General features: G+C 64.6%; 7 protein-coding genes and 1 tRNA gene. 4 read left to right on the plus strand and 4 right to left on the minus strand.

The window, feature by feature from the left end; all coding sequences use genetic code 11:
• A partial coding sequence (locus AUC71_RS05265) for an Hsp20 family protein (protein ID WP_141701463.1) occupies window positions 1–244 on the minus strand: 244 nt, incomplete at its 3' end.
• A 306-nt stretch (window positions 245–550) separates the two neighbouring features.
• Between AUC71_RS05265 and AUC71_RS05270 the strand changes: the two genes are divergently transcribed.
• The gene (locus tag AUC71_RS05270; protein WP_069623418.1) at window positions 551–1,507 is read left to right on the plus strand and encodes a serine aminopeptidase domain-containing protein; all 957 of its coding nucleotides are present in this window, start codon (window positions 551–553) and stop codon (window positions 1,505–1,507) included.
• Here the strand turns inward: AUC71_RS05270 and hisN are convergent.
• Both hisN and AUC71_RS05280 read right to left on the minus strand, forming a co-directional pair.
• On the minus strand, window positions 1,504–2,301 hold the full coding sequence (hisN, locus tag AUC71_RS05275) for a histidinol-phosphatase (protein ID WP_244500817.1): 798 nt from the start codon (window positions 2,299–2,301) through the stop codon (window positions 1,504–1,506). The two genes, AUC71_RS05270 and hisN, sit on opposite strands and share 4 nt — an antisense overlap.
• 290 nt (window positions 2,302–2,591) lie before the next feature.
• Entirely contained in the window at window positions 2,592–3,461 is an 870-nt protein-coding gene (locus AUC71_RS05280) for an N-formylglutamate amidohydrolase (protein ID WP_141701464.1), read from the minus strand.
• Window positions 3,462–3,763: 302 nt separating this feature from the next.
• On the opposite strand from AUC71_RS05280, the gene cpdR reads away from it, so the two are divergent.
• Window positions 3,764–4,123 carry a cell cycle two-component system response regulator CpdR gene (gene cpdR, locus AUC71_RS05285; protein WP_069623421.1) on the plus strand — a complete coding sequence of 120 codons (360 nt, stop codon included), beginning with the start codon at window positions 3,764–3,766 and terminating at the stop codon, window positions 4,121–4,123.
• Between the two features lie 77 nt (window positions 4,124–4,200).
• Window positions 4,201–4,275 (plus strand) — tRNA-Val (locus AUC71_RS05290).
• Between the two features lie 59 nt (window positions 4,276–4,334).
• On the opposite strand, the gene AUC71_RS22190 is transcribed toward AUC71_RS05290, so the two are convergent.
• Window positions 4,335–5,609: a vWA domain-containing protein gene (locus AUC71_RS22190; RefSeq protein ID WP_342021799.1), complete on the minus strand. Its 1,275-nt coding sequence runs from the start codon at window positions 5,607–5,609 to the stop codon at window positions 4,335–4,337.
• 248 nt (window positions 5,610–5,857) lie between these two features.
• On the opposite strand from AUC71_RS22190, the gene AUC71_RS22195 reads away from it, so the two are divergent.
• The coding region (locus tag AUC71_RS22195; RefSeq protein WP_193427016.1) for a hypothetical protein at window positions 5,858–6,319 on the plus strand (462 nt) is incomplete at its 3' end.

The following is a 6,319-nucleotide window of genomic DNA, read 5'->3' on the forward strand; positions in this document are numbered from 1 at the left end:
GCTCGACGCGCTTCTCGCCGCGAATGGAAAGCGTGTGCTCCTTGACCTCGATGTCGAGATCGCCTTCGCTGAAGCCGGCCACGGCCATGCTGATGCGATAGTCGTTCTCGGCGACGCGCTCGATGTTGTAAGGCGGATAGGTCGGAGCCTCGCCCTCGAACGTGTTGAGCGTGTCGAGCAGGGAGCCGATGCGGTCGAAACCGATGGCAGAGCGATACAGGGGGGTCAAATCGAAATGTCTCATGTCACATCCTCCGTAAGAAGCGATATGGTGTAAGCCCGCTCTTTCCGTCGAGCCGGGCAGCCAACGCAAGCCGAAATGGCCTTGCGCGCTTTCGGATATGGGTGTGAGCCAGGCGCGCTTCAAGAGGGGTAGTCCGCTGAATATGCACACCAAATCCGGGCTGCGGAGCCCTGGCGCGGCCGGAGCCGCCAAGGTAGCGCCGGGGCCCAAGCCGCCGGCGGTGTTGTGGTCAGCGCGGCAGGCGCTGTAGTAAGGAATTCGCTTTCTGGCGGCGCAAGCGCCGGGGCTTAGGGGCCTTTCAAAACGATGGATCTCGTCTCGACACCGAAGAACCCGATCCCGCTTGGCGCATCGGCCGGCTATCTCGATATCCGCAAGGGCGTGCGCATTCGCTATGCGAGCTGGCAGTCCGCCTTGCGCCAGCGGCGCGGGACGGTCTGCATCTTCCCAGGGCGGAACGAGTTCATCGAAAAATATTTCGAGGTGGTGGGCGAACTCCGCCGCCGGGGCTTTGCCGTCGCGGTGCTGGACTGGCGCGGGCAGGGTGGCTCGAGCCGCCTGACGCGGAGTTCGATGCGGGGCCATGTCGGCGATTTCGCCGACTACGAGGAGGACCTCTCCCACTTCATGAAGGGGTGGTGCTTCCGGACTGTCCGATGCCCTATTACGCGCTTGCCCCATTCCATGGCGGCGACGGTGCTGTTCAACGCCGCGACCAAGCGGGGCTGCTGGTTCAGCCGCATGGTTATGACCGCGCCGATGGTGCAGTTGGTGGGATTGCCGATGTCGCAAGGTCTGTGCGCGCGGCTCGCGGATGGCCTGACGATGTTCGGCTTCGGCAAGCAGGCCGCCCCGGGCAAGCCGGAGCAGTGGCTCAACGACGTCTTCGAAGGCAATCCGCTGACCTCGGACCGGGAGCGCTTCTTCCGCAACATCGGCGTGCTTCAAGCCGCGCCGGGCCTTGCGGTCGGTCCGCCCACGATCGGCTGGCTCAACGCCGCCTTCGAGGCCATGGCGCGGCTCAAGGATGAGAAATACGCGCCGCGCATCCGCATCCCGTCGCTGCTGGTGGCCGCGGGGGACGATCAGATCGTCTCCAGCAAGGCCATCGAAGGTCTCGCCTCGCGGCTTCGGGCCGGCTCGCAGATCGTGCTGCGCGGCTCCCGCCACGAGATCCTGCAAGAGCGCGATGCCATTCGTGAGCAGTTCTGGGCGGCGTTCGATGCCTTTGTGACGGGCGTCGCCTTGAGCAAGGCAAGCTAGCCCGACAGCATCTCCATCGCGGCGGCATGGAGGCGGGGATCGCCGGCGGCGATGACGCGGCCGCCGTGACGCGGGTCGCCACCCTCCCAAGTCGAGACCACGCCGCCCGCGCGCTCGATGATGGGAACGAGCGGCAGGATGTCGAAGGGCTTCAAATCCGTTTCGACCACGAGGTCGATCTGGCCCATCGCAAGAAGGCAATAGTTGTAGCAGTCGCCGCCAAAGCGGCGGAGGCGCACGGCCTCGGCCAGACGCGCATACGGTCTCTCGTTCGCTCCGGTGAACATGTCCGGTGTGCTCGAGGCAAGCATCGCCTCGCTCATCGAGGGGCACGGCCGAACCTGGATCGTCTGTGTCTTGCCGTCGCGGGCGAAATAGCTTTCCGTCTCGCCACTCCAGAACCGCTCTTTCGTGTAGGGCTGGTCCATCATGCCGAGCAGCGGGGCGCCGTGGGCGGTGAGCCCGATCAGCGTGCCCCACAGAGGCTGACCCATGATGAAGGGGCGCGTGCCGTCGATCGGATCGATGATCCAGCAATAATCCGCGTCGGCGCGCTCATTGCCGAACTCCTCGCCGACGATGCCGTGGCTCGGATAAGTCTCCGCGATCAGCTGCCGGATGGCCATTTCCGCGTCCCGGTCCGCCGCCGTGACGGGATCGAAGGCGCCGCCGCCTTTATGGTCAACGGCCGTTCCGGCCCGAAAATGCGGCAATATGACCGCGCCGGCCCTCTCGGCGAGCGCGTGAGCCGTCGCTATATAGGCGTCGAAATCGGGTTGATCGGTGTCTGACACGGACATGGCTTTGGCGGCGTTTGCCGTTGTGAGTCAAGGCCTAGCTGGCGGTGGGGCGTATTTTGAGTGCCGGCAAGGCAAGGCTTCCGAGGCTTTCGTGATAGTTCTGCACCAGTGTTTCAGGAATGTCGCGGGCCTGGGACAGCTATCTTGATTTTTGTGCGCCGCAATGACATATTGTTGCAACGCGGCATGGCTCTCCAGGCTGTGCCGCTGCCCTCCTTGGGCGTCTCCCTCAGACTTGGGCCGTTCGTTCAATCGAACGGCCCTTTTTTTGTGTTTTGAAGGGCTTACTCGGCCGCGGCGCGCGGGATGGCGAGCCCGGGAATGCCGGGGATGAGGCCGCGGACCATGGTCTGAAGGCCTTCCCGGAGCCGATCGAAGCCCTGCGACTTGGCGAAGCTCGTCTCGTTCATGTAGAGCGCCCGGTTGATCTCGATCTGGAGGACGTGCTGCGCCTTGTGCGGGCGGCCATAATGCTCGGTGATGTAGCCGCCGGCATAGGGCTTGTTGAGGGCAACCGCATAGCCTTGAGCTTCGAGCGTTGAAGCGGCGAGGCGGGTCAACTCTGCGCTGCATGAGGTGCCGAACCGGTCGCCGAGCACGAAGTCCGGACGGCCCCGCGCCCGGTCCGCAGTGGGACTGGAGGGCATCGAGTGGCAGTCGATCAGCACGGCCAGGCCAAATTCCCGTTTCGCCTCAAGGAGAAGCGCCGCAAGCGTCTCGTGGTAGGGCGTGTAAAGCCGGCTGATGCGCTCAAGCGCCGCTTCCACCGACAGCGGCTCCCGGTAGATCTCGTCGGACTCCGAGACGATGCGGGCGATGGTGCCGAGCCCGCCTACGACGCGCACCGACTGGGTGTTGGCGTAATGGGGCAGCCCATCGCGGAAGAGAATGGGATCGAGCTCGTAGGGCTCGCGGTTCACGTCGAGATAGGCACGCGGGAAATGGGCATGCAGCAGCGGCGCCCCCAGATCGGCGACGAAGCCGAACAGCTCCTCGACGAAGGCGTCCTCCGACCGGCGCAGCGTGTGGGCGTCGAGCCGCGAGGCCGCCAGGAAGGTGCTGGGGTAGTTCCGGCCGCTATGGGGGGAGTTGAAGACGGAGGGGAACTTTGAGCTCCGCCGGCCGCACCACGGAAAAGGGCGGAGCAAGCTCACGTTCGATCGCCTCAGCCTCGCTTGGGCTCATGGCCAACTCTTGATTTCCGGCCCTTTCGCGGGGTCCGCCAGCCTCGAATTCAGGTCTGTAAACTCTGCCAACGAGAGTTGAGCCTGTCTAGGCGTGTTCTGCCTTGTGCCCGACCCAAATAGACGCAATGATTTGGAGTTCAGTAAGGGGGACGGCGCGTCAGCCTTTTTTGCCAAGGCAAGCGGTCGTTTACCAAGTTCGTGTACGCCCAATGTGGCGAGAGTTGAGGGGGACGGGGAATATGGAGGCGAACGATCCACGGGCACGCAGCGTGCAGCGTATTCTGCTTGCCGAGGATGACGAGGATATGCGCCGCTTCTTGGTCAAGGCGCTCGAGAAGGCCGGCTACGACGTCGTGTCGTTCGGCAACGGGCTCGAGGCCTATGAGCGGCTGAAGGAAGAACCCTTCATGCTTCTCCTCACCGACATCGTCATGCCGGAGATGGACGGCATCGAGCTGGCCCGCAAAGCGTCCGAGCTCGATCCGGATCTCAAGATCATGTTCATCACGGGCTTTGCCGCCGTGGCGCTCAACCCGGACAACAACGCGCCGAAAGACGCTAAGATCCTGTCGAAGCCGTTCCACCTGCGCGATCTGGTGGATCAGGTGGAGCGGATGCTCGCGGCCTAGACTCTAAAGGGGCGAAAGGGCGGTTGCCTTCGCCCATCGCCCCCCATATAGAAGTCGCCTCGCCTTAGAGAGGCAGCGGGCGGTTAGCTCAGCGGTAGAGCACTACGTTGACATCGTAGGGGTCACTGGTTCGATCCCAGTACCGCCCACCATCTTTTCCAGCATCGAGCTTTTTCCGTGGACCAGCAATCCCCTGCGAAGGGCTGGTGTCCTACTGCCTGAGTGGCGCCATCGCCTGAGCAGACTTGGCGAGGCGCGCAAGGTTGAGGAACTCGTTGCGGTAGCCGAATCGGTCGGGCCCGCGCGCGCCCTCGGCCAGGGCGATGGCGTCGTCAATGGACCATGCGCCCGTGTAGCGTCCGCCTTTGAGCACCTGGCCGAAGCCGGCGACGGCTGCCGCGAAACGCGCATCGGCGTCGGCTGCCTCGATTGAGGCCACCTCATCGGCGCGCGTCACCGGAATGGTGATCAGCGTGCTCTTGTCGCTGCCCGGCTGCTTGTAACGAATCTTGACGAAGGCGATCTCGTCGGCCGGTTCAGCCGGCGGCTTGCCGGAAGACTCATAGCGCAGATCGTCGATGAGCCGTCCTTCCGATCCTGTCGGCGTGATCTCGTAAAGGGCCGTCACGGTGTGTCCGGCGCCGATCTCTCCGGCATCGACCTTGTCGTTGTTGAAGTCCTCGCGCTCGAGCACCCGCGTCTCGTAGCCGATCAGCCGGTATTCGGCGACGGCAGCCGGATTGAACTCAACTTGGATCTTGACGTCCTTGGCGATGGTCTGAAGCGTCGCGGCGACGTCGTCGACGAGCACTTTGCGCGCCTCGGTCAGCGTATCGATATAGGCGGCGTTGCCGTTGCCGTTCTGGGCGAGCGCCTGCATCAGCGCGTCGTTGTAATTGCCGACGCCGAAGCCGAGCACGGAGAGCGAAACGCCTGTCTCGCGCTTCCTCGCCACGAAGTCCTTGAGCGTCTCGGTATCCGCGATGCCGACGTTGAAATCGCCGTCGGTCGCCAGGATCACCCGGTTAGTGCCGTCCACCTTGTGGGCCTCGGCGAGTGCGTAGGCCTGCCGGATGCCCTCGGCGCCCGCCGTCGAGCCGCCCGCGGAGAGCTGGTCGAGCGCGGCGAGAATCTTCGCCTGCTCCGAAACCTTCGTCGGCTCGAGCGCGGTTCCGGCCGCGCCCGCATAGGTGACGATGGCGACGGTGTCGTCTGGGTGCAGCGACGTCAGCAGCAGTCTGAAAGCGTTGCGCAGCAGCGGCAGCTTGTCGGGCGCTTGCATCGAGCCGGACGTGTCGATGAGGAACACGAGATTGGCGCGTGCCGTCTCCGACGCGGGTGGCACGTAGCCCTTGATGCCGATCCGCATCAGCTTGGTCGCGTCATTCCATGGCGTGGGCATGATGGAGACATTCGCCTTGAACGGCGTGTCCGCGCTGGCGGGGGCGGCGTAGTCGTAGGGGAAGTAATTGATGAGCTCTTCCACGCGAACGGAGTCCGCCGGCGCAGGACGCCTTGGTTGAGGCGCGCCCGCATGAAGGCGTAGGACGGTGTCGGACGTCGATGGAGAACGTCGAGACCGGCGCTTCCGTGACCACCTTGACGGGATTCGCGTCAAAGGCCTCGAAGCGGTCGCGGCCCTGATCGCGATATGTCGGAGCCGGAGCTTCCGCATCTGGGGTGGCATAGCCAAGCAATGTCCCCGGCTGCGAAGCAAAGCGGCCGAAACTACGCATGGCATCCTGCGCCGTTTGGGGCATGGGCGCGGGCGAGGGCTGCGGCGCCGGTTGCGCGACAGGCTCGTTCTCGGCGGTCCGTGCAACTCTGTTCTCCTCAGGCAGTGCTTCCGGCTTCGCCGCCGTGCCCGCTGCTTCGTCCGCATCGACGCGCGCGGGCTTCTCCAGCGGCGGCGGGACAGACACGCGCCTCTCGAACAGATCCGGCCTCATCACGCTGGTGGACACCACCGCGATCATCAGCACGGCAAGACTTGCGCCACCGGCCAGCGCCGGCGTCCAACCCGAACGTGTGGGCTTCATAGCATTCATGATCCTGCTCCAGATTGCCGACGGCCCCGTGCCGTCACTGGAGCTAGGACGCGCCTCAGCGGCGATTCCTTGGGGCGCGGACGCATTATTTTCCTCAAACCGCGCCATGGCCGCCGTCAGCGCCGCGTGCCGCGCATGCGCGTCCGGC

This window comes from Methyloceanibacter marginalis (assembly GCF_001723295.1).
GTDB lineage: Bacteria > Pseudomonadota > Alphaproteobacteria > Rhizobiales > Methyloligellaceae > Methyloceanibacter > Methyloceanibacter marginalis.